The sequence below is a fragment of the Pseudarthrobacter sp. NPDC092439 genome (assembly GCF_044754945.1).
In the GTDB taxonomy this organism is placed as follows: domain Bacteria; phylum Actinomycetota; class Actinomycetes; order Actinomycetales; family Micrococcaceae; genus Arthrobacter.
Genome location: NZ_JBIVQB010000005.1, coordinates 209,381 through 229,434 on the forward strand (window position 1 = coordinate 209,381; position 20,054 = coordinate 229,434).

The following is a 20,054-nucleotide window of genomic DNA, read 5'->3' on the forward strand; positions in this document are numbered from 1 at the left end:
TGTTCCGTCGGCTGGATCAGGAACGCCAGCGGGTGGTCATCAGGAAGCCGATGATGGCAATGCCGAAGCCGGCCACAATGTTCCACGAGCCCCACGCCTGGACCGGAAGCTGGCCTTCGCTGATGTAGAACGTGATGATCCAGAAGAGGCCGATAAGCATCAGACCGAACATGACGGGCTTGAACCACACCGGATTGGGCTTGTAGGCCTGGGCGGCAGCGGGGCGGGTGCTGCCGGTGCTCTTCTTGCGGGGCTTGGACTCGGGCACGGGGTCTCCTTGCGGGCGGCGGCAAGCTCGGCATGCCGGGCTTGATATCCTGCAGGGAGGAAATTGCCAGCGGTCTGCGCGATCTTGATGAAATCTTGTTGGTCACACTTGATTCTTACTAGCAGCCAATTCTAGCCGCAGTTCATGGGCGGGCCCCGCCCAGTGGAACCGCCCTTGAGGAGAACGCGTGGTGTTGCAGGAGAAGGCGAGGCCCCGCACTGCGCCGGCGGCCGGCGTCGTCATTCTGCGCGGCGCCGTTCAGGCCATCGGCGAGCTGCTGATCACCGCCGGCATCATCCTGCTTCTTTTCGTTGCCTGGCAGCTCTGGTGGACCAACATCGAATCCGACGCAAGGCAGAGCCAGGTCATCAAGGAGTTCGCACAGGAGTTAGGTCAACCGGCCCAGCCGTCCGCCGCTCCCGCAGCCCCGGTCGATGAGCCCGCGACCAGAGGGTTCGGTGAGCCTGTGGTGGGTACCGCGCCCCCACACGCCGGCACCATCGGAATTATCTACATTCCCCGTTTCGGTACCTCGTACACCCGGCCCATCGTGGAGGGAACCACGGACGACGTACTGGACACGCTGGGCCTGGGGCACTACCCCTCAACAGCCATGCCCGGTGCCGTGGGAAACTTTGCCGTGGCCGGTCACCGGCAGACCCATGGCGCCGTCCTGGACAACATCCACACGCTGGTGCCGGGAGACAGGATCTACGTGCAGACCAGGGACGGTTTCTACGTCTACGTGTTCCGCAACAACCAGATCGTGATGCCGCAGCGCACGGACGTCCTGGAGCCCGTTCCCACCGCTCCCGGCGTAAAGCCAACGGAAAGATACCTAACGATGACCAGCTGCAATCCCCGTTTCGGGGCCGAGGAACGCATCATCGCCTATTCCCTCCTGGACACCTGGCGTCCCGCATCTGCCGGACCTCCACCTGAGATCGCCGCCCAGGTGGCTGCAGCAACAGGGAAGGGATGAGCATGTACGCGTGGATTTTCCGCCACCTCCCCGGTCCGCTGTGGGTCCGCATCGTGACCTCCGTGGTGCTGGTGGCGGCCGCCGTGGTACTGATGGTCCAGTTCCTGTTCCCCTGGATGTCCGAATACACGTCCCTGACCGACTCAACGATTGGTTCCTCAAGCCAGCCATGACCACAACCAAGATCCTCGTAGTGGATAACTACGACAGCTTTGTCTACACCCTGGTGGGCTACCTCCAGGAACTCGGCGCCGAGACCACCGTTGTCCGCAACGATGACGTCACCTTGGCCGAGGCCATCGAACTGGCCGGCACGCGTGACGGCGTGCTCGTGTCTCCCGGCCCGGGCAACCCCGCAGAGGCTGGCGTCTGCATCGACCTGATCAGGTGGTGCGGCGAGAACAGTGTCCCGATGTTCGGCGTGTGCTTGGGGCACCAGGCCCTGGCGGAGGCCTTCGGCGGCAAGGTCACCCATGCCCCGGAGCTCATGCACGGCAAGACGTCCCTGGTGGAACACATCGGAACCAGCGTTTTCGCCGGTCTCCCCTCCCCCGTCACTGCTACCCGCTACCACTCGCTGGCAGCGGTCCGGGACACCATCCCGGACGTGCTGGAGGTCACCGCGCAGACTGCATCAGGGGTGGTTATGGGGCTGCAGCACAAGACGGCGCCGCTGTGCGGCGTCCAGTTCCACCCTGAGTCGGTACTCACTGAGGGCGGTTACCAGATGCTGGGCAACTGGCTTGAATCGTTGGGCATGAAGGGGGCTGCAGCCAAAGCCGCCAAACTGAGCCCGCTCATTCAGCACTAGCGTTGCGTACGCCGGATATTCCGCATAGGGAATATCTCTCCTAGCCCTTCTTGGTGACTGTCGGGCTGGGGGTGGGCGCGGGGGAAGGCGGCGGCGCCTTGGCCACCACGATGGTTACGGTGCTGCCCTGCTGAACCAGCGTGTTCACCGGCTCACTCTGGTCCGTGACACGTCCCGGTTGCACTTGAGCGTTCGCGGCCTGGATCACTGTGGCCACCAGGCCCAGCTCCTTCAAGGCAGCTTCCGCCTCGGCCCGGGTGCGGCCGCGGAGCTCCGGCAGTGCCACCTTGCCGGTGGATACCACCAGCTCTACAGCCGTTCCAACGCCGACGCTCTGGCCCGGCGCGGGACTGGTGGTGATCACCACGCCGGCAGGCACGGTGGCGCTGTTGGCGGTGGTGGTTGACGGGGCTCCGGACAGGCCAACTTCACGCAGCAGGTCACGCGCGGCGGCCTCGGTCATGCCGGGCAGGTTGGCCGGAACCTTGACGGCGCTGGGGCCCTCGGAGATGTTAAGGACCACTTCCGAGCCCGGCTCCAGGGACGTTCCCGAGGCCGGGTCGGTGCCGACCGCAACACCCTTTTTCACGGTGTCGTTTTGGGACCTGGCGATTTTGGGCCGCAGTCCGGCGTTGTACAGCTCCTGCAGCGCCTCCGACTCCGTCATGGCGGCCACCGCGGGAATCTTCACCATGGCAGCCGCGGGCTCCGGACGGTTGACGATGTTGTAGACCCAGAGGCCGCCTCCGGCCAGAACTAGCAGGGTGAATACGACCAAGGTGGCGATCCAGGTACGACGGCGCGAATCCTGCCGGGCTGTCCGCGAACGTTCCGGCGGGAGCCCCAAGGGCATGGCATCCGCCGCTTCGTGCCTCACCGCCGGAGGCCCGGAAACTGAAGTTCCGCCGTCGTCCGCGTATTCCCGGGAGGCAGCGAGGCGGCCGGTGGGAGGTCCCTCAAGGAAACCCGGGCCGGCCATTGCGAATGCCTCGGTGGGCGGGGCATCCGGAGTGGGCACATGGTCGTTGGGGTCGGTCTGGGCCTCGGACGCGGGCACCGGCGGGACCGGGATCCCGGCGCGGGCCGCGCGGAGGGCACGGCGGAACGCGGCGGCATCCTGGAACCTGTCCGCCCGGTTCTTCTGGAGAGCCTTCGCGAGCACCGTGTCCAGGGCGGGGGTGACCTGCGGGTTCAGGCTGCTGGGCGGCTCGGGGATTTCGCGGACGTGCTGGTAGGCCACGGAGACGGGGCTGTCGCCCACGAAGGGAGGCCGGTACGTAAGCATTTCATAGAGGAGGCACGCCGCGGAGTAGAGGTCGCTGCGCGCATCGACCGTTTCACCCCGGGCCTGTTCGGGCGAAAGGTACTGCGCGGTTCCCACCACGGCCTGGGTCTGGGTCATCGTTGCGGATGAGTCTGCCATGGCCCTGGCAATACCGAAGTCCATGACCTTCACGGAGTTGTCGCGCGGGCAGTGCATCACATTGGCGGGTTTGATGTCGCGGTGCACGATGCCGGTTTTGTGGCTGTACTCCAGCGCGGAGAGGACGCCCAGGCAGTAGTCGATGGCCTGGGCGATGGTGACGTCCTTGGCGCGGATCAGGTCACGGATGGTCTTTCCGTCTACGAATTCCATGACGATATAGGGAACCCGGACATTGTCCTCCGAGCCGTCGTGGACCGTATGTTCGCCGGTGTCGTAGATGGCCACGATGGACGAATGGTTCAGCGCCGCCACGGACTGGGCTTCGCGCTTGAAGCGCGCCTGGAACTGGGGATCGCGCGCCAGGTCCGGACGGAGCAGCTTGATGGCCACTGTCCGTCCCAGGCGGGTGTCAGTTCCCCTGTAGACGTCCGCCATGCCGCCGCGGCCAATCAGCGCGCCCAGTTCATAGCGCCCACTGAGGACACGCTGGTTGTCCACCGGAAGGCTGTCCTCCCGGTGGAGCGGCGTGCGCGGGCTTTGGTTCCGAGGTGCTTCGTTCACGGCGGTTCCGTCGGTTACGGGGCGGCGCAGGTAGGCGGCGTGCCGGGCTCTTCACCGGTGCCGCACACGGGCAGGACGGAGCCGGCGGAGGGCGCAGCCACGGAGGAGGTGGTTGGCTCTGGCGTCGGCGCGGGCGCGGTGGTCTCGGGCGGGGCCACGGCGTAGACGATGGTAATCGGTGTTCCCTTGGGCATTTCCCCGGTGGGGTTGAGTTCCAGGACCTCACCCGGGGCAGCGGCGGAGGTCTCCTGAGGGATCACGGTCACCAGCAGCCCCATGGCGGCCAGCTCAGCCTGGACCTGCCGGTAATCCTTGCCCAGGTAGGCTGCGGGGATCACGTTGACCATCTCTTCGGGCTCTTCGGTGGGCGTAGGCGTATCCTCGGTGGGCGTGGGAGTCGGGGACTCCGACGTCGGCGTCGGCGTGGAACTCTTGCTCGCCGCGCTGCTGGTGACAGCGCCAGTGGGGCTGTTCGCCGGGAACAGGACGCCCGCCTGGTTGAGGAAGAACCCAACCAGGGCGAACAGCAGCAGGATGATCAGCGCAATCAGCGGCCACGTCCACGGGCTGCGGCCCTTGCGCCCGGGCTCATCGGCGGGTTCGTCGTCGTAGGTGTCGTCTTCCTGGTCCCAGTGGCGCTCTGCGGCGAGGGCATTCGCGCGCGCCAGCGCGCCCTGGGGTCCCTGGCCATCCGCAGCTGCGGCTGTCCCTGCCGCGGCGCCGGCGGCACCGGCGCCCAGGACGGGAAGGGCCGACGTCGGCGTAGGGGAAGAGTCGCGGTGCGCACCAATGACGCCGGTGGGCGCAGTTGCGGTGTCCACGGGCGCGGTGATGGGACCGGTTTCGGCGTCGAACAGCAGCATGCCGGGGACGGCTGCCCGCGCCGCCCCGATGTCACCGTTGCGGATAGCCTCGGCTGCCTCCGCCAGCTTGATGGCGTTCGCCGGCCGGTTCTTGGGATCCTTGGCGAGCATTGACATCAACAGCGCGCGCACCGGTGCGGGCAGCGTGTCCGGCAGAGGCGGCGGAGCATCGTTGACCTGGGCCAGGGCGATGGCGATCTGGGACTCGCCGGAGAACGGCCGGTGCCCGGTGAGGCATTCGTAGCCGATGACGCCCAGCGAATAGATATCCGAAGAGCCGGTGGCGGTCTGCCCCGTGGCCTGCTCAGGCGCCAGGTACTGGGCGGTCCCCATCACCTGGCCGGTCTGGGTCAGCGGCACCTGGTCCGCGAGCCGGGCGATGCCGAAGTCTGTGACCTTGACGCGGCCGTCGGGGGTAATCAGCAGGTTGCCGGGCTTGATGTCTCGGTGCACCAGGCCCTGCTCATGGGCCACTGAGAGCGCCCGGGCCGTCTGCGCAATCATGGACAGTGTGCGGTCCGGCGAGAGCACCTGCTCGTGCTCGATGATGCTGCTCAGCGGCTGTCCCGGGACCAGTTCCATGACCAGGTAAGCGGAGCCTTCTTCTTCGCCATAGTCGAAGACGTTGGCGATGCCCACGTGGTTCAGAAGGGCCGTGTGCCGGGCCTCCGCACGGAAGCGCTGCAGGAAGCCGGGGTCACCCGTGTATTCCTCTTTGAGCACCTTGATCGCAACGATGCGGCCCAAGACGAGGTCTTTGGCTTTCCAGACTTCACCCATGCCGCCGATCGCGATCCGCGTGGTCAGCTGGAACCTTCCGCCGAGGGTGATTCCGGTTGTAGGCCTCACTTATTCAACACCGCCTCAAAAATTCTCTTCGCGTTGGGACTGGTTAGCTGTGCGCCGGTGGTGATATCCACGCCTTCCATGACGATAGTGACCACCACCTGCGGGTCATTGGCGGGTGCGAACCCGGTGAACCAGGAATTGTTGGTTCCGTTGCCGAGTTCGGCGGTGCCGGTCTTGCCCGCCACCTGGACTCCCGGTACCGCTGCGCCCCTGGCAATGCCTTCCGATACGGCACTGGCCATCCACTCGGTGATCTGGCCGGCGATCTCCGGAGTGGTGGACGTGCGCAGCTGCTGCGGCTGCGGTTCTTCGATGATGCGAAGGTCCGGAGCACGCAGTGCCTTGACGAGGTTGGGCTGCATCTGCACTCCGTCGTTGGCGATTGCCGCGGTCATGAGCGCAACCTGCAGCGGAGTGGCCCGGACGTCCTTCTGGCCGATGGCGGACTGGGTCAGGCCGGGCTCGTCCAGCCCGTCCGGGAACCCGTTGCCGCGGGCGTAGCCTAGCTTCAGCTGGCCGCCCAGGTCCTGGCCGAAGCCGAACTTGGCGGCCTGTTCCGCGATGGCGTCGCGGCCCAGGTCCAGGGCGATGCTCGCGAAGGGGGTATTGCAGGACTGCTGCAGCGCGAACGCGAAACTGGCCTTGTCCCGGGTGTAGCAGTTTCCGCCGGCGTAGTTGGGGAGCTTGTAGTCGATGCCCGGGAACGACATTTCCGCCGGGTTGGGCAGTTCGCTGTCCGCGTCGTACTTGCCGGACTCCAGGGCGGCCGCCGTGTCCACGAGCTTGAAGACCGAGCCAGGAGCCAGCAGGGCGCCCGTGGGGCCGCTGACGTTCTGGTTCAGGTTGATTCCAGGGACCTTGACGAGTTCCGCCATGTTGGCGGCTTCTGCTCCCGGATCCTGGGTAGCCACCAGGTTGGGGTCGTAGGAGGGTTTGGAGACCAGGGCCAGGATGTTACCGGTCTTGGGATCGGTGACCACGATGGATCCCCGCTGACCGTCCGGAATAAGGCTGTAGGCCAGCTTCTGGAGCTCGGAGTCGATGGTCAGTTCCACCGAGGCGCCCTTGGGCTGGTTTCCCAGGAAGAGCTGCCCCACCCGGTCCAGGAACAGCTGGTCCGAACTTCCGGCGAGCTGTTCACCCATGGTGCGCTCCAGCCCGGTGGCGCCGAAGTTCTGCGAGAAGTACCCTGTGATGCCGGCATAGAGCTCCGGCTGGGGATAAGTCCGCTGGAACTTGCAGGACTCCGAGCCTTCCACGGACTCTGCAATCGGGGTTCCATCCACGACGATGGCACCCCGGTCATTGCAGTAGTTCTGGAGGATGGCGCGCTGGTTCCACGGGTTGGCCTGGAGTTCATCTGCGCCCACGACCTGGACGTAGCTGATGGCTCCGAAGAGCAGCGCAAACATGGCCACAGCTGCGACCCACGAATTCCGGATGGCCTGGTTCATGCGCTCTTCACCGTCTCGGTGGGGGTATCGATGCCCAGGGGTTCGCCGCCTTTTGCCGGCGGCAGCGGGGTGGTGTCCACGGGCCCCCGGGCAGTATTGGAAATCATCAGCAGCAGGCCCACGATGATCCAGTTGGCCAGCAGCGAGGAACCCCCGGCAGCCAGGAACGGCGTGGTCAGGCCGGTGAGCGGGATCAGGCGCGTCACGCCGCCGATCACCACGAAGCACTGCAAGGCAACAGCGAAGGACAGGCCGCAGGCCAGGAGTTTGCCGAAGGCATCGCGTGTGCCCAGCGCCGCCCGGAAGCCCCGGGTGAACAGCAGAAGGTACATCAGGACCACGGCAAAGAGGCCAATGAGGCCGAGTTCCTCGCCTAATGAAGCAATGATCATGTCGCTGTTGGCGAACGGCACCAGGTTGGGGCGGCCCTGGCCCAGGCCGGTACCTACGAGACCGCCGTTGGCCATGCCAAAGAGCCCTTGCACGATTTGGTGGCTGCCGCCGGGTGACCGGCCGTAGACCTCCTCGGTAAAGGCATTCAGCCAGCCGTCAATCCGGAGTCCAACGTGGGAGAACACCCGCGATGCCACGAAACCGCCGCCCAGGATGAGGGCGACGCCGATGACCACCCAGCTGATCCGGCTGGTGGCCACATAGATCATCACAATGAACAGGCCGAAGAACAGGACGGAGGAACCGAGGTCCCGCTGGAAGATCAGTACGCCGATGCTGACCAGCCAGGCGGTGATCATGGGGCCCATGTCCTTGAAGCGCGGGAACTGGAGCGGTCCGATCTTGCGGCCCGCCAGGAGGATTAGGTCCCGGTTGGATGAAAGATACCCAGCGAAGAATATAGCAAGGGTGATCTTGGCGACTTCGCCCGGCTGGAAGGTCATGGGACCAAGGCGGATCCAGACCCTGGCGCCCAGGATTTCGCCGGCGCTGATGCCCGGGATCAGGGGAAGGATCAGCAGCAGGGCGCTGGCTGCCAGCGAGATGAAGGTGAAGCGCCGCAGGATGCGGTGGTCCTTGAGGAACCAGATCACGGCGATGGACACGGCCATGGCGATCAGGGTCCAGCGCAGCTGGTTGTTGCCGGTGTCGCCGCCTGGCTCATCGAGCCGGTGGATCATGGCGAGCCCCAGGCCGTTAAGGGCCACCACGAGCGGAAGCATTACCGGATCGGCATATTTTGCACGCAGGCGCAGGGCCACATGGAAGATGAAGGCTGCCACGGCCAGGAGGCTCGACTGGAACCAGAAGTCCGAGTCGAAGGCCTTCTCCTGGTCCACGCCCACCAGCATGTTGGCACCGATGCCGACGGCCAGGGCGAGGAGGAGCAGGGCAAGCTCGACGTTGCGGCGCGGCTTGATGGCGGTACTGAGCTGGCTCACTGGCCCACCTCGCAGGTCACGGCAGGGCTGGGGGAGGGCGCGGGCGTGGTGGCCCCGGCGGATGGCTTGGCGGTGGCAGAGGGTGCCGGTCTGGTTGCAGTGGCCGTGGGAGCGGCCGTGGGGCTGGGGGAAGCCGCCGCAGTGGGGCAGCCTTCCTCCGGTGACGTGGTGCCGGTTAGTTCGAGGTTCTTCACGATCCGTTGCGCGTCATACAGGTCGCTGGCAGGTACCGTCTGCCGGACCCGCTGCTGGGAGAACGGAGGCAGGGAGTCCACGCGGATATCCGTAACGGCCTCCAGTGTGGACAGCGGAATAGGCCCGAGCCGCTGGGAGACACCGTTGAAGATGGCCACGCGCGAATCGAACTCACCGATGTAGTAGCGGGTCTGGGTCCACGCATAGCCCAGCCACAGGCCGGCAGTGAGCGCGACCAGGAGCGCCGCCGCCACGGACCACGTGACCCAGCGACGGGGCTTGGCGGGCTCAAGGATTTCATCAGCTTCCCCGTTGGGCTCGGCCTTGTGGGTGAGGACCGTGGCCGCACGGCGTGCCACGGTACGTCCGGCGATGCTGGGAATCGACCCGGATTCGGCGGCGGCCGCCGCTGCCCCCACCAGTTCATGCGGCCGGGAGGCCAGTTCCTCGCGCAGCACTTCGGCTGAGAGGTGTTCGCCCAGGTTCGGGTCCGTGGCCCCTACATCACCGGAGGTGGCGGTCGGGCTGCTGCCTTTGCCGGCTTTGTCGGCTGCGGCGTCCGGAGCGCCGTCCTTTGCGCGGCCGTCCCGGGCTTCTGCGGCGGTTTTGCCGTCACCGCGGGCTGCCTTGGCAACCGCGGCCGCCGCGGCGGCGCTGGCCGTTTGCGAAGGAACGACGTCGACCGCGGCCGTGCGGACGTCGTCGTGCGTTTCCTCCACGATCTCCACCATCACCACGGTGACGTTGTCCGGTGAGCCAGCCTCGAGGGTGAGGTCCACCAGTGTTTCTACGCATTCGCGGAGGTCCTTGGTTTCGCGGACCGTTCGCTCCACCGCGTGTCCGGCAACGTAATTGAGTCCGTCGGAGCAGAGCAGCCAACGTTCACCGGGCTCCACGTCGAGGGTGTCCAGGTCCAGTTCGGGGCTGGCATCCACATCGCCCAGGACGCGCATAAGGACGTTCTTGTGCGGATGGGATTCGGCTTCTTCGGGGCGGAGCCGGCCTTCGTCGATGAGGCGCTGGACGAACGTGTGGTCGACGCTGATCTGTTCGAACTTGCCGTTGCGGAGGCGGTAGGCGCGGGAGTCACCGATGTGGGCGAAGTGCAGTTTCCCTTCTGCGAGGAGCAGGGCGGTGACCGTGGTGCCCATGCCGGCAAGCTTGGGATTGACGTGGACCAGTTCGGAAAGCAGCGAGTTGGCTGTCTGGATCTCGTCAGCCAGGGTGGTGGAGGCCTCGCCTGCGTAGTCTCCGCGGTCAATGTGGATCATGTCCAGGACAGTCGCGGCAGACGCGACGTCGCCGCCTGCGTGGCCGCCCATTCCGTCCGCCACCACGGCAAGGTGGCGGCCAGCGTAGGCAGAATCATCATTCTTGGACCGGATCCGGCCGACGTCCGAGCGGGCGGCGAAACGCATGATGAGAGGCCGCCCTGCGGGCGCTTGCCCGGTGGCAGGGGTCTCGGGGACAGCCACGGCTATGGCCTCAATTCAATGACCGTCTTGCCGATCCTCACGGGAACGCCGGGCTCCACAGGGAGGGCACGGGTGAGCTGCTGGTCTGCAAGGTAGGTCCCGTTGGTGGAGCCCAGGTCCTCGATGAACCAGCGGCTGCCCTGGGGGAACAGCTTGGCATGGCGGCCGGAGGCGTAGTCGTCCTCCAGGACCAGCGTGGCCTCCTGGGCGCGTCCTAAGAGGATCGGGCTGGCTGCGAGGGGAAGGGTGGTGCCCTTGAGCGGACCTTCAACCACCACAAGCTGGTGGGCCTGCTGCTTTACTGGCTGCGGAGGCGCTTCGGCGAGCTCCGGATGCTTACGGACCTCGCGCGCAGTTGGCGTCCCGGATGCTGCCTTGCGGCCCACCATCAGGTCCCTGCGCATGGCCGAGACGATGCTGAAAACAAGCACCCAGAGCAGCAGAAGGAAACCGAACCGCAGTGCCGTGATGGTGAGGTCGCTCATGCGCGGCCCCCGGAGCTGGCGGGAAGCAGGCGGAAGATGATTTTTGTCCGTCCCATCGTGATGGTGGAGCCGTCCGTGAGCTCGGTGCTTCCGGAGACCCGCTGGCCATTGACATAGCTTCCGTTGGTGGAACCCATGTCAACCGCGTGGGTCACGCCGTTCCCGGTGCGGATCTCCAGATGGCGGCGGGACACACCGGTGTCCTCGATCAGGATGTCAGCCTCGGAGGACCGGCCAAGGACTATCGACGGCGCGTTCAGCGAATAGCGCTGGCCATCGATGTCCAGCACGGGCTGGAGGCGGACCGGCGGGCGGCTGGGGGCCGCCGGCATCATGGGCCGCGCGGAGCCGGGCGAACCCGGGGAATTCTCGCTGCGCTCGGTGCGGGAGACGATTTCAAAGTCCCCGCCGCGGAGTTCTTCCTGCCGGCGGAAGGAAATGCGGACCGGCCCCTGCAGCGTGTAGCCCTGGCTGCGGACGTGGTTGATGACAACGTCGCAGAGTTCCTCGGCGAGGGGCGTGCCCCATTCCTGTGCCCGGGCGAAGTCCTCCCCGCTGAGCTGCACGTCAAAGACGTTGGGGGCCAAGGTCCGGCCCGCGGCAACCGTCAGTGCCTTGTGATCCACTTCCCGGCGGAGCCTGCTGGCGATTTCCACCGGTTCAACCTGGGCTTTGGAGCCGGTGGAGAAGACGCCCCGGACAGCCTTTTCAATGCCGCGTTCAACTTTGTCCAGCAAACCCATGGTCTTCTCCTTTCCCCCCGGCCGCGGGGCATTATTGGCGGTGGAACTGCACACGTGGTGTAGCCCGTGACTCTGCCGGAAGCCTGCCATTGGCGGGCACTCCTATATCCGATAGTACTGGGCGGGCCTGTGAATGACCTTAATTCCAAACGGCCGGGCGCCGCCAAAAGTTTGGTGTTCCCGGCCGCCGAGCTGACTTGGCGGGCCGTGCTGGAGCCCGATTGGTGTTTTGCGGCAAGTGTCCGTTATGCTTGATCTCGCTGCTTTTGCAGGGCGCGGATCGGGGAACCGGACGCGAACAGTGAAAGAAGTTGCGCGCGAGTGGCGGAACGGCAGACGCGCTGGCTTCAGGTGCCAGTGTCCGAAAGGGCGTGGGGGTTCAAATCCCCCCTCGCGCACGCAACGATGTTCCAGGACATCATCCCAAACACCCCCGGTCTACGGACCGGGGGTGTTTTGGTTTTTGGGACGGGTTATGCGATCGGACGTGCGCTCTCGGGCTGCCACCATCCCATGTTCGGATTGATCACAAATCGCCGGCCCGTCACCTCGGTTGGTGTGATCCGGACCAGCCTTGCCTTCTTACCGGGTTCCCACTGTGCCAGGCCGAAGGGCACCTCCGACGGATCCACCTGTTCGGGCGTCCCCTTGACAATGACGCTCCACGCGATAGTGCCGTAGTCGTTCAGACCGTCCGCCTCCATGACAACCGGCGAACCGGCCGCGACTGCATCGAGCTTGGTTCCGGGTGCGGTGCGAAAGAGGATGGTGGAATGGTCCGGCAGGAAGTTCACGGGAAAGATTTCCGGTTTCCCGCCGCTGATGACCGCGAGCCTGCCGATCGAGGAACTTTGCAGGAAGGCCCAGCAGTCATGGAGGCTGAGGTTTTCCGTGTCCGGATGGTCTGCTGGGTTGTTCATGGCCCGAGACTACCTACGCCGGGAAGGCGGCAACAGGGTCCTTTGTCCTGCCCTTTCCCGGATTTCTGCGGGCCAAGGATCGTGCGTGGTTATCCGCGCTCCGGGTCGCGAGCATGGCCGGAAGCGGCTCCGGCGGCCCGCTCGGCTGCTGCCAGCGATTCAGCGAGGGCCGCCACCGCCGCAGGATAACCGGGATGTGCGCTGCCCGCCAGCAGGTCAGCGTCCCGCATCGCCCTGATCAGCGCTGATGTTTCCGGCAGGCGCACGTCCGTGATCCCCGGGTAGTCGATGGCACAGGCCGGGTCCAGCTCGTAACGCCGCCACCGTGCCAGCAGTTCCTGGTGCTGCACCTGCGCCGCCCGGTGGAGGGGAAGCCGCAGTCTGGCGTTCCGCCGTTGTTCACGCCATTGCGCGAGTCGAGGGGCGCCGCGGTAGGCTGCTATCCCTGCCGCTGTGGCTGCGAGGCCCAGCAGGAGTCCTGCCGGCGGCGCCATGAGCGTGGGGATGAGCAGCGCGGGAATCGCAACCGCTGCGCCCAGGAAAACGTCCCAGAAGAGCTGGTCCGGGCGTTCTGCCATTGTTCCGTCACCGGCATGCCGCCGCACCACCAGGGCAGTACCGGCCACACTGGCCAGCAGGACCGTGCCGCACAGGACGAAGACCCATGCACCCTGGAACACGAGCTGAGCGGCGGACATTCAGGACACCTCCATTGCCCACGCCCGGTCAAATGCTGGCTGGGCTGGTAATTCCATTGCATCCCGTGCTGGGCCCCGGGTCAATGGGGACGAACCACCACAGTCCGGTCAGAGTCCGGCCAGAAGTCCTGCGGCGCCTTCGAGTGCTCCCGGCGCCAACGAGTAGTAGGCCCACGTCCCCCTTTTTTCGCGGTGCAGCAGCCCGGCGTCCACCAGGGTTTTCAGGTGGTGGGACACGGTTGGCTGGCCCAGGCCGAGCGGCTCCGTAAGATCGCAGACGCAGCGTTCCCCGGTCTCGGAGGATTTAACAAGGGAGAGCAGCCGCAGCCGGTTCGGGTCGGCGAGGGCCTTGAAGACGCGTGCTGCGTCCGCGGCGGCCGGGGCAGACAAGGCATGTCCTGCCTCCGGCGGACAGCAGGTGGTCCTGGGATCCTGGACTGTTGGGGCGGTCATGGCCCCATTATCCCCCAAATCGACGCCCATCAATATATGCGGCGGGTTAGTTATCCGCCTGGTGGGGCACCACGACGTCGTCGGCCGCTTTGCCGGCCGTGGGGAACAGCAGCAGGACCAGGCCCAGTCCTACCGCTCCGCCGGCTGCCTGCGCAACGATGTAGCCCGGGACCGAACCGGGTGCGATACCGGCAAACGTGTCGCTGAAGATCCGGCCCACGGTCACGGCGGGGTTCGCGAAAGAGGTGGAGGACGTGAACCAGTAGGCGGCGCCAATGTAGGCGCCCACCGCCGGTGCCGCCAGCATGCCCCGCGACGTGCGCGCGAGCGCGAAGATCAACAGGATGAGTCCCGCAGTGGCCACTACTTCGCTCAGCGCGTGCGCTCCGGTGAGGCGGTCCTTGCCGGAGAAGGAGGTTCCGACGTCGAACATTGCGTTCGCGAGCACGCTGCCGCCGACGCCGCCGGCCACCTGGGCGGCGCTGTAGAGACCCGCTTCGGACAGGGTCAGCCCTGCGCCGTTGCGGTGCCCCAGGAGCCAGTCCGCCAAAGAGACCACCGGGTTGAAGTGCGCCCCGCTGACGGGCCCGAGCATGAGGATGAGGATGGTAAGCCCGAAAACGGTGGCCATGCTGTTTTGCAGCAGCTGCAGGCCCACATCGTTGGGTGAGAGCTGTTCGGCCATGATGCCCGAGCCCACCACGATGGCCACGAGCAGTCCGGTTCCGAGCAGTTCAGCGGCGGCGCGGCGCCAGAGCGGCGGTTGGGAAGAAGTCATGCAATACAGCTTGACCCCTCGAGTTACCTCAGTCAAACTTGAGGCAATGGAACTTGAGGAAAATTCGGCCCTGGAGGAACGCGTGGCGAAACACGCTGCCCTCGCCGATCCCGCGCGCCTCCGCATCGTGGACCTGCTGACCCTTGGCGACCTCTCGCCTTCTGAACTGCAGGCCGAACTCGGAATGACATCCAACCTGCTGTCCCACCACCTGCGCACGCTGGAACAGGCAGGCATGGTTACCCGCGGCCGGTCGGAGGGGGACCGGCGCCGCACGTACATCCGGCTCGCTTCCGGCGCGCTGGAAGGGCTGGCCCCCGGAGTGACGCACGCGGTGCGGAGGGTCCTGTTCGTGTGCACGGCCAACGCGGCCCGCTCTCAGTTGGCCGCGGCCCTGTGGGGCCGGATGAGCGGGATTCCGGCGGTGTCGGCTGGCACGCATCCGGCGGAGGCTGTCGCGGCCGGCGCCATAGACATCGCATGGCACCACGGGCTGCGGCTGCCGGCCGCCGCGCCGCAGCACCTTGACCAGGTGGCAGGTGCCGACGACTTTGTTGTCACTGTCTGCGACAACGCCCACGAGGAGCTGCCGTCCCTTCGCGCGGTCCACTGGTCCGTCCCGGATCCGCTTCGACGCAACAACAGCCAGGCTTTCGCGGAAACCTACCGGGACCTGGAATCCCGGATCGCCGGGCTGGCGCCCCGCCTGAAGGCCGCCTAAGAACATATTGACATTCATCGATGTATCCGGCGATACTCGCTGTATCGATCCTCATCAATATCCTGCGGGGACGGCAGCGGCCGGGTGTAGCCCATATAGAGCACTACAAATCAAGGAGAAGTCCATTGACTACTGAAACAGCCAGAAAGCCGTCCGTCCTTTTCGTCTGCGTACACAACGCAGGACGCTCCCAGATGGCCGCCGCCTTCCTGACCACCCTGGGCAAGGGTGCCATCGAGGTCCGCTCGGCCGGATCCAAGCCTGCGGACAAGATCAACCCGGCAGCCGTGGAAGCCATGGCGGAGTTGGGCATCGACATGTCCGCCGAGGTTCCCAAGGTCCTCACCACGGAGGCCGTCAAGGAGTCCGACGTGGTGATCACCATGGGTTGCGGCGACGAGTGCCCGTACTTCCCGGGCAAGCGCTACGAGGACTGGGTGCTGGAGGATCCGGCCGGCAAGGGCGTGGAGTCGGTCCGCCCCATCCGGGACCAGATCAAGTCCCGCATCGAGCAGCTGATCACCGAGCTGGTGCCGGCGCAGCACGCGGACGCCCAGTAAGCCTTCCCGAGGAGACACCATGAGCAACGAACAGCTGATCATCATCGGTTCCGGCCCGGCAGGCTACACGGCGGCAATTTACGCGGCGCGGGCGGGGCTGCGGCCCCTTGTCCTGGCCGGATCCGTAACCGCCGGCGGCGCGCTGATGAACACCACCGAGGTGGAGAACTTCCCTGGCTTCCCGGGTGGCATCCAAGGTCCCGAACTCATGGACGGGCTCCAGGAGCAGGCCGAGAAGTTCGGCGCGAGGGTAGTGTTCGACGACGCCACGTCCGTTGAGCTGACCGGCCACCTCAAGCGCGTGGTCACCGGCGCCGGGGAGACTTACGAGGCCCCCGCGCTCATCCTGGCCACCGGCTCCGCCTACAAGGAACTCGGGCTCCCGGAGGAGAAGAAACTCAGCGGCCACGGTGTGTCGTGGTGTGCCACATGCGACGGCTTCTTCTTCCGCGAGCAGGACATCGTCGTGGTGGGCGGCGGCGATTCCGCCATGGAGGAAGCCACCTTCCTGACGCGCTTCGCGAAGTCCGTGACCGTCGTCGTGCGCAAGAACGAACTGCGTGCCTCGCGCATCATGGCCCAGCGCGCCAAGGACAACCCGAAGATCAGCTTCGCCTGGAACTCAGCCGTCACCGCCATCCACGGTGAGGACAAGGTCACCGGCGTCACTTTGACGGACACCCGCACCGGCGAAACCCGCGAGCACGCGGCCACCGGCCTGTTCGTGGCAATCGGGCACGTGCCCCGCACCGAACTGCTCGCCGGCCAGGTGGACCTGGACGCCGAAGGCTACATCAAGGTGGATTCGCCCACCACGGTCACCAACCTCTCCGGCGTTTTCGCCTGCGGTGACGCGGTGGACCACCGCTACCGGCAGGCCATCACCGCGGCCGGAACCGGCTGCGCCGCCGCGCTGGACGCGGAGCGCTACCTGGCCGCACTGGAGGACGCGGACAGCATCGCCACCGCACTCGTCGAGGAACCCACCCACAACTAAGGAACCGCCATGAACGGACAGAACAACCTTCCAGTCGCCGTGATCGGTGCCGGTCCGATAGGCCTGGCCGCCGCGGCACACCTGCTGGAGCGCGGCCTGGAGCCGGTCGTCTTCGAACAGGGCACGACGGCGGGCGCGGCCATTGCCCAGTGGCGGCACATCAGACTGTTCTCTCCGTGGCGTTTCAACCTCGACGCCGCAGCGGTGCGGCTCCTGGAGGCCTCCGGCTGGGAAGCGCCGCGGCTGTCGGCGCTTCCCTACGGCGGCGAGCTCCTGGACAACTACCTTGACCCCCTGGCCAACCTGCCGCAGCTTGCATCCCGGCTGCACACCGGGGCCCGGGTCACCGCCGTGACACGGCAGGGCCTGGACAAGACCCACGTGAAGAACCGGGATGCTGCCCCGTTCGTGGTCCGGGTTCAACTCGCAGACGGCTCAACGCAGGACCACGCGGTCTCAGCAGTCGTTGATGCCTCCGGCACCTGGTCCACCCGAAATCCGCTGGGCACGTCCGGCCTGCCAGCGATCGGGGAAGAGGCCGCGGCGGACCTGATCTCGTCGCCGCTCCCGGATGTCCTGGGCCGTGACCGTTCCAGGTTCGCGGGGCGCACGGTGCTGGTGGTTGGCGCCGGCCACTCGGCGGCGAACATGCTGACCAACCTCGCGGACCTGGCGAAGGAAGAGCCCGGCACGCGCCTCCTCTGGGCCATCCGCGGCGTATCCGCTGACAAGGTATACGGCGGCGGTGACGCTGACGGGCTGCCCGCCCGGGGCCAGCTGGGCTCCCGGCTGCGTCGCCTCGTCGAGGCGGGCCGGATCGAGCTGCAGACCGGGTTCGGAATCGCGTCACTCACCTCCTCTGGATCGGGCGTCACCGCCGGTGCGGTGGACGGCCGCACCCTGGAGGCCGACGTCGTCATTCCCTGCACCGGCTTCCGCCCCGACCTCGGCATGCTCCGCGAACTGCGCCTTGATCTGGATCCCGCCGTGGAAGCGCCGGTGCAGCTCGGACCGCTGATCGACCCCGAATTCCACTCCTGCGGAACAGTCCCGCCGCATGGCGCGAAGCTCCTGGCCCACCCGGACAAGGACTTTTACATCGTGGGCATGAAGTCCTACGGCCGCGCCCCCACCTTCCTGCTGGCTACCGGCTACGAACAGGTCCGCTCCGTAGCGGCGGCCCTGGCTGGAGACCGGGAAGCAGCGGACACCGTCCAGCTGGAGCTTCCGGAAACCGGCGTCTGCTCCACGGATGCCGGCACCAGCTGCGACGTTCCCGCCGGGGACCCCCGCGGCGGGGAAGCGGACGCAGGATGTTGTGGCGCGCCGGAGCCAGTCCTGGTCGGCTTTCCCACCGGACTGGTCCACGGCCGCTCGGGCACCAACTGACACGACGACATCCGCGGCGTGTGCTGCAGCTTCGCCAGGAACTGGCGCGCGGCTGACGGCTTGCGGGTAGCCTCGAACCCATGAGACTCAAAATGTGCAGCATCCACGTCACGGACCCCGCCGCCGCCCACGAGTTCTACACGGGAACGCTCGGTTTCGAGACATTGATGGCCATGCCGGAACACAACCTGTTCATCATCAAGGACCCCGGTGCGGGCGAGAACGCAACGGGCCTGTTGCTGGAACCCAGCGACAACCCCATCGGCGCGGACTACATGAACGCAGTGCACGACGCCGGCCTACCGGCGATCGTCTTCGGCGTGCCGGACGTCCGGGCCGAGTATCAGCGGCTCGTGCAGGCCGGCGTGACGTTCAAGCAGGAGCCCGAGGAGAGTCCGTTCGGCGTCACGGCGGTGTTCGACGACGGGTGCGGCAACTACATCCAGCTGCACCAGGACTGAATCCCACCGAACACGAGAGGCTTGTCCCCGGGTCACTGCCTTCAAAGCCGGATCCGTGAACAAGCCCCTGGTTCGCGCGGGTGCCTACCTCGCCTTGCGGGCTTCCTTCTTGGCGGCTTCTTCCTTGACGCGCTGTGCTTCGGCGCGGACGGCGGCGTGCGTGGCGCGCTCGGTGACCAGCCACTGAGGGGGAGCCTGGAGCAGCGCGGTGATTTCCGCCGTCGTCAGCGCTTCCTCAACGCCGCCGCGGGCCAGGCCGCTGATGGAGATGTTCAGCTTCTGCGCCACCACCGGGCGGGGGTGCGGGCCGTTGCGGCGGAGTTCCGCGAGCCATTCCGGCGGGTTGGACTGGAGCTCGGCGAACTCTGCCCGGGTGATGGTGGATTCCTGGAACTCCTGGGGCGTGGCGGGCAGGTAGATGCCAAGTTTCTTGGCAACGGTGGCCGGCTTCATGGACTGGGAGTTTGCAGAGGTCATGCTTCAAGGGTATCCGGGCGGACGGTACTGTGAAGACGTGCCCGCCGACCCCATGCCCCCAGCCGCCCCCGCCCCCGCCGATCCGCCGCAGTCCGCCGCGGAGGACGCGCCCCGGGTCCTCCGGATTGCCTACGTTGCCGGGGTTACACCCGGCAAGTGGATCCGCAGGTGGGAGGAGCGCATGCCGGGGGTGCCGCTGGAGTCGTTCATGTCCGACGACGGCGCCAGGGCCGCCCCGGTCCGTGACGGCCTGGCTGACATGGCGTTCGTCCGGCTCCCCATAGAGCGCGAGGGCCTCAGCGTCATTCCCCTGTATGAGGAACAGCCCGTGGTGGTGGCGCCCAAGGGGCACGAAATTTCGGTGTTCGAGGAAGTGGCCCTGGCCGACCTGGAGCAGGAGTCCTTCCTGGATGCGGCGGCGCTCGGCGGGCCGGAACCTGCGCTGCAGGTGGTCGCCAGCGGTGCGGGGCTGGTGATCCTGCCCATGTCCGTGGCGCGCCACTTCAATGTCAAGGACACCGTGGCGCGGCGGCTCACCGGAGCCGACGTCACGGAGATCGCGCTGGTATGGCCGGCGGACGCAACCGATGAGGTCATCGAGGAGTTCATCGGGATTGTCCGCGGGCGAACGGCCCAGAGTTCCCGCCAGCCGTCCGCACAGCCGGTCAAGGTGAAGAAGGAACCCAAACCGGACCGGCGCGGAACCGGAACGAAGAAGGCACCCAAGGTGGCGCAGCGGTACGCCCCCAACCCGGACAAGGGCCGCGGCAAGGGCTCACGCAAGAAGGGTAAACGGTAGGCCCGTACTAGTAGCGGTTCCGCTGGGCAGGCCGGCCGGTGCGGGCCTGGCGCGCCTTCCGGGCGCGCATGATGCGGCTGATGACGGTGGGCAGCAGGGCGAAAAGCAGTTTCTTCATGGCGTTGCTCCTTGGTTTAGGACGGGGAAACCGAGGGCCGCCCTTCCGGACGGAAGAGCGGCCCTCGGTGGTTCCCTCTAGCTGTGTTGGATGTGGTCTTTGGCGTTGGTGGCGCGGTCCTTGACGTCGGTGGCGGCGGTTTGGCCTTCGGCTTTGACGTTTTGGGCGGCGTCGGTC

22 protein-coding genes and 1 tRNA gene are annotated in these 20,054 nt (G+C 66.5%); 10 read left to right on the plus strand and 13 right to left on the minus strand.

Going from position 1 to position 20,054, the window contains the following annotated elements; translation table 11 throughout:
- Positions 1-16: 16 nt before the first annotated feature.
- On the minus strand, positions 17-268 hold the full coding sequence (locus ACIQCM_RS12585) for a cell division protein CrgA (RefSeq protein ID WP_400607039.1): 252 nt from the start codon (positions 266-268) through the stop codon (positions 17-19).
- A gap of 187 nt (positions 269-455) precedes the next feature.
- Between ACIQCM_RS12585 and ACIQCM_RS12590 the strand changes: the two genes are divergently transcribed.
- The 3 genes from ACIQCM_RS12590 to ACIQCM_RS12600 are packed head-to-tail and all read left to right on the plus strand — an operon-like array spanning position 456 to position 2,061.
- The gene (locus ACIQCM_RS12590) at positions 456-1,250 is read left to right on the plus strand and encodes a class E sortase (protein ID WP_400607037.1); all 795 of its coding nucleotides are present in this window, start codon (positions 456-458) and stop codon (positions 1,248-1,250) included.
- Positions 1,247-1,423 (plus strand): hypothetical protein, encoded by a 177-nt coding sequence (locus tag ACIQCM_RS12595; RefSeq protein ID WP_400607446.1) that lies wholly within the window; start codon positions 1,247-1,249, stop codon positions 1,421-1,423. Before ACIQCM_RS12590 ends, ACIQCM_RS12595 begins: the two co-directional genes overlap by 4 nt.
- The gene (locus ACIQCM_RS12600; RefSeq protein ID WP_400607034.1) at positions 1,420-2,061 is read left to right on the plus strand and encodes an anthranilate synthase component II; all 642 of its coding nucleotides are present in this window, start codon (positions 1,420-1,422) and stop codon (positions 2,059-2,061) included. The genes ACIQCM_RS12595 and ACIQCM_RS12600 overlap by 4 nt, the downstream gene beginning before the upstream one ends.
- Before the next feature lie 40 nt (positions 2,062-2,101).
- Here the strand turns inward: ACIQCM_RS12600 and pknB are convergent, their stop codons facing one another.
- From pknB to ACIQCM_RS12635, 7 genes are all read right to left on the minus strand, one after another.
- Positions 2,102-3,985, minus strand: coding sequence for a Stk1 family PASTA domain-containing Ser/Thr kinase (pknB, locus tag ACIQCM_RS12605; protein ID WP_400607436.1), 1,884 nt, complete (start codon positions 3,983-3,985; stop codon positions 2,102-2,104).
- A gap of 77 nt (positions 3,986-4,062) precedes the next feature.
- Positions 4,063-5,760, minus strand: coding sequence for a protein kinase (locus tag ACIQCM_RS12610; protein ID WP_400607031.1), 1,698 nt, complete (start codon positions 5,758-5,760; stop codon positions 4,063-4,065).
- A complete protein-coding gene (locus ACIQCM_RS12615) occupies positions 5,757-7,214 on the minus strand; it encodes a peptidoglycan D,D-transpeptidase FtsI family protein (RefSeq protein WP_400607029.1) in 1,458 nt (485 codons plus the stop codon). The genes ACIQCM_RS12610 and ACIQCM_RS12615 overlap by 4 nt, the downstream gene beginning before the upstream one ends.
- Positions 7,211-8,608 carry an FtsW/RodA/SpoVE family cell cycle protein gene (locus tag ACIQCM_RS12620; protein ID WP_400607027.1) on the minus strand — a complete coding sequence of 466 codons (1,398 nt, stop codon included), beginning with the start codon at positions 8,606-8,608 and terminating at the stop codon, positions 7,211-7,213. Before ACIQCM_RS12620 ends, ACIQCM_RS12615 begins: the two co-directional genes overlap by 4 nt.
- Positions 8,605-10,278 (minus strand): PP2C family protein-serine/threonine phosphatase, encoded by a 1,674-nt coding sequence (locus tag ACIQCM_RS12625; protein ID WP_400607024.1) that lies wholly within the window; start codon positions 10,276-10,278, stop codon positions 8,605-8,607. Before ACIQCM_RS12625 ends, ACIQCM_RS12620 begins: the two co-directional genes overlap by 4 nt.
- Positions 10,279-10,280: 2 nt before the next feature.
- Positions 10,281-10,763 carry an FHA domain-containing protein gene (locus tag ACIQCM_RS12630; protein ID WP_400607022.1) on the minus strand — a complete coding sequence of 161 codons (483 nt, stop codon included), beginning with the start codon at positions 10,761-10,763 and terminating at the stop codon, positions 10,281-10,283.
- On the minus strand, positions 10,760-11,506 hold the full coding sequence (locus ACIQCM_RS12635) for an FhaA domain-containing protein (protein ID WP_400607019.1): 747 nt from the start codon (positions 11,504-11,506) through the stop codon (positions 10,760-10,762). Before ACIQCM_RS12635 ends, ACIQCM_RS12630 begins: the two co-directional genes overlap by 4 nt.
- A gap of 315 nt (positions 11,507-11,821) precedes the next feature.
- Between ACIQCM_RS12635 and ACIQCM_RS12640 the strand changes: the two genes are divergently transcribed.
- Positions 11,822-11,904: transfer RNA gene (locus ACIQCM_RS12640), tRNA-Leu, on the plus strand.
- Between the two features lie 75 nt (positions 11,905-11,979).
- Here ACIQCM_RS12640 and ACIQCM_RS12645 read toward each other — a convergent pair.
- The 4 genes from ACIQCM_RS12645 to ACIQCM_RS12660 all read right to left on the minus strand — a co-directional run bounded on the left by ACIQCM_RS12645 (position 11,980) and on the right by ACIQCM_RS12660 (position 14,355).
- Positions 11,980-12,426, minus strand: a complete 447-nt coding sequence (locus ACIQCM_RS12645; RefSeq protein WP_400607017.1) for a pyridoxamine 5'-phosphate oxidase family protein — start codon at positions 12,424-12,426, stop codon at positions 11,980-11,982.
- Between the two features lie 89 nt (positions 12,427-12,515).
- On the minus strand, positions 12,516-13,124 hold the full coding sequence (locus ACIQCM_RS12650) for a hypothetical protein (protein ID WP_400607015.1): 609 nt from the start codon (positions 13,122-13,124) through the stop codon (positions 12,516-12,518).
- A 108-nt stretch (positions 13,125-13,232) separates the two neighbouring features.
- The gene (locus ACIQCM_RS12655; protein WP_400607013.1) at positions 13,233-13,577 is read right to left on the minus strand and encodes an ArsR/SmtB family transcription factor; all 345 of its coding nucleotides are present in this window, start codon (positions 13,575-13,577) and stop codon (positions 13,233-13,235) included.
- Between the two features lie 46 nt (positions 13,578-13,623).
- Entirely contained in the window at positions 13,624-14,355 is a 732-nt protein-coding gene (locus ACIQCM_RS12660) for an aquaporin (RefSeq protein WP_400607011.1), read from the minus strand.
- A 46-nt stretch (positions 14,356-14,401) separates the two neighbouring features.
- Here ACIQCM_RS12660 and ACIQCM_RS12665 point away from each other — a divergent pair, with 46 nt between their 5' ends.
- The 5 genes from ACIQCM_RS12665 to ACIQCM_RS12685 all read left to right on the plus strand — a co-directional run bounded on the left by ACIQCM_RS12665 (position 14,402) and on the right by ACIQCM_RS12685 (position 18,483).
- The gene (locus tag ACIQCM_RS12665) at positions 14,402-15,076 is read left to right on the plus strand and encodes a metalloregulator ArsR/SmtB family transcription factor (RefSeq protein ID WP_400607009.1); all 675 of its coding nucleotides are present in this window, start codon (positions 14,402-14,404) and stop codon (positions 15,074-15,076) included.
- A 125-nt stretch (positions 15,077-15,201) separates the two neighbouring features.
- Entirely contained in the window at positions 15,202-15,636 is a 435-nt protein-coding gene (locus ACIQCM_RS12670; protein WP_400607007.1) for an arsenate reductase ArsC, read from the plus strand.
- A gap of 19 nt (positions 15,637-15,655) precedes the next feature.
- Positions 15,656-16,633: a thioredoxin-disulfide reductase gene (trxB, locus tag ACIQCM_RS12675; RefSeq protein ID WP_400607004.1), complete on the plus strand. Its 978-nt coding sequence runs from the start codon at positions 15,656-15,658 to the stop codon at positions 16,631-16,633.
- 9 nt (positions 16,634-16,642) lie between these two features.
- Positions 16,643-18,022 (plus strand): FAD-dependent oxidoreductase, encoded by a 1,380-nt coding sequence (locus ACIQCM_RS12680; RefSeq protein ID WP_400607002.1) that lies wholly within the window; start codon positions 16,643-16,645, stop codon positions 18,020-18,022.
- An 80-nt stretch (positions 18,023-18,102) separates the two neighbouring features.
- A complete protein-coding gene (locus ACIQCM_RS12685) occupies positions 18,103-18,483 on the plus strand; it encodes a VOC family protein (RefSeq protein ID WP_400607000.1) in 381 nt (126 codons plus the stop codon).
- An 84-nt stretch (positions 18,484-18,567) separates the two neighbouring features.
- On the opposite strand, the gene ACIQCM_RS12690 is transcribed toward ACIQCM_RS12685, so the two are convergent.
- Positions 18,568-18,960 (minus strand): DUF5997 family protein, encoded by a 393-nt coding sequence (locus tag ACIQCM_RS12690; RefSeq protein ID WP_400606998.1) that lies wholly within the window; start codon positions 18,958-18,960, stop codon positions 18,568-18,570.
- On the opposite strand from ACIQCM_RS12690, the gene ACIQCM_RS12695 reads away from it, so the two are divergent.
- Positions 18,959-19,759 carry a LysR family substrate-binding domain-containing protein gene (locus ACIQCM_RS12695; RefSeq protein ID WP_400607434.1) on the plus strand — a complete coding sequence of 267 codons (801 nt, stop codon included), beginning with the start codon at positions 18,959-18,961 and terminating at the stop codon, positions 19,757-19,759. The two genes, ACIQCM_RS12690 and ACIQCM_RS12695, sit on opposite strands and share 2 nt — an antisense overlap.
- Positions 19,760-20,054: the final 295 nt, after the last annotated feature.

Coding starts and splice junctions, on each gene's coding strand:
- ACIQCM_RS12595 (WP_400607446.1), top strand. CDS start 1,247: ATGAGCATGTACGCGTGGATTTTCCGCCACCTCCCCGGTCCGCTGTGG.
- ACIQCM_RS12600 (WP_400607034.1), top strand. CDS start 1,420: ATGACCACAACCAAGATCCTCGTAGTGGATAACTACGACAGCTTTGTC.
- ACIQCM_RS12615 (WP_400607029.1), bottom strand. CDS start 7,214: ATGAACCAGGCCATCCGGAATTCGTGGGTCGCAGCTGTGGCCATGTTT.
- ACIQCM_RS12630 (WP_400607022.1), bottom strand. CDS start 10,763: ATGAGCGACCTCACCATCACGGCACTGCGGTTCGGTTTCCTTCTGCTG.
- ACIQCM_RS12635 (WP_400607019.1), bottom strand. CDS start 11,506: ATGGGTTTGCTGGACAAAGTTGAACGCGGCATTGAAAAGGCTGTCCGG.
- ACIQCM_RS12645 (WP_400607017.1), bottom strand. CDS start 12,426: ATGAACAACCCAGCAGACCATCCGGACACGGAAAACCTCAGCCTCCAT.
- ACIQCM_RS12650 (WP_400607015.1), bottom strand. CDS start 13,124: ATGTCCGCCGCTCAGCTCGTGTTCCAGGGTGCATGGGTCTTCGTCCTG.
- ACIQCM_RS12655 (WP_400607013.1), bottom strand. CDS start 13,577: ATGACCGCCCCAACAGTCCAGGATCCCAGGACCACCTGCTGTCCGCCG.
- ACIQCM_RS12660 (WP_400607011.1), bottom strand. CDS start 14,355: ATGACTTCTTCCCAACCGCCGCTCTGGCGCCGCGCCGCCGCTGAACTG.
- ACIQCM_RS12665 (WP_400607009.1), top strand. CDS start 14,402: ATGGAACTTGAGGAAAATTCGGCCCTGGAGGAACGCGTGGCGAAACAC.
- trxB (WP_400607004.1), top strand. CDS start 15,656: ATGAGCAACGAACAGCTGATCATCATCGGTTCCGGCCCGGCAGGCTAC.
- ACIQCM_RS12680 (WP_400607002.1), top strand. CDS start 16,643: ATGAACGGACAGAACAACCTTCCAGTCGCCGTGATCGGTGCCGGTCCG.
- ACIQCM_RS12685 (WP_400607000.1), top strand. CDS start 18,103: ATGAGACTCAAAATGTGCAGCATCCACGTCACGGACCCCGCCGCCGCC.
- ACIQCM_RS12695 (WP_400607434.1), top strand. CDS start 18,959: ATGCTTCAAGGGTATCCGGGCGGACGGTACTGTGAAGACGTGCCCGCC.
- ACIQCM_RS12690 (WP_400606998.1), bottom strand. CDS start 18,960: ATGACCTCTGCAAACTCCCAGTCCATGAAGCCGGCCACCGTTGCCAAG.